Origin of the sequence: Nitrosopumilus sp. b1 (genome assembly GCF_014078545.1) — an archaeon.
In the GTDB taxonomy this organism is placed as follows: Archaea; Thermoproteota; Nitrososphaeria; order Nitrososphaerales; family Nitrosopumilaceae; genus PXYB01.
Map to the genome: position 1 here is coordinate 1 of NZ_MU078754.1, position 746 is coordinate 746.

At 34.0% G+C, this 746-nt stretch carries 1 protein-coding gene and 1 pseudogene; both read left to right on the top strand.

From position 1 onward, the window contains the following. The coding region (locus C6988_RS10380) for a DNA double-strand break repair nuclease NurA (RefSeq protein ID WP_182135322.1) at positions 1 to 423 on the top strand (423 nt) is incomplete at its 5' end. Then, positions 420 to 746 (top strand): annotated as a pseudogene (locus C6988_RS10385) (hypothetical protein); the annotation flags it as partial. The gene C6988_RS10380 and the pseudogene C6988_RS10385, both read left to right, overlap by 4 nt.

Consider the following 746-nt stretch of genomic DNA (forward strand, 5'->3'; position numbering starts at 1 on the left):
AAAGTTATGAAGAAAAAAGACAATGTAGTTTTTGTTTCAAAGACATCAAACACTAGAGCACAGTTTGAAAAATACAATTCAATTGCAGGTGATATTTTTTACTATAATCATGCTACAATAACTCCAGGATTTAGCAAGTTATTCAAAGACCCAAAATATGGCAAAGACAAAGTGATTTCATCAACGTTTGCTAGATTAAATGATTCTCTACCATTAATTAAAATCGAACTTTTAGGTGAGCAACATTCAGAAGAAGAAGTCAAAATGCTACTAAACAAACTTTACAAAAATAGTGTTGCAGGATACCCATATGCACTAAAGCTTGCACACAATAATTGTAAGATTAGTGGAAAGGATTTAGCAAAATTGGTAAGTTTACATGGATTATCATCTGAAATTGGTTCTAGAGAGGTATTGGGATGATTATCGGTTATGTAACAGGAGAATCAAAGCCAACAAAGGTCACATCACTTACATCAAGACCTCTTTCTATTGGAGAGTATACAGTTATTGATTCAGAAGAAGGCAAGATTCTTGGCTTAGTTGAGCGTTCTTTTGTTTCTAGTGTTGCATTATCAGATGTAAGAAACTTTGATGAGGCAGCAGAGAGCAAAGAGATTGCCGAGATTAACAGACGGGATAAAGGATACACATCTCAAATAATGATTTTAGGATTTTTAGACAAATTACAAAAGGGGCAAGCAATAGTTCCTGCAGTACCACCTCTTCCTGGAACAGAGATTTTA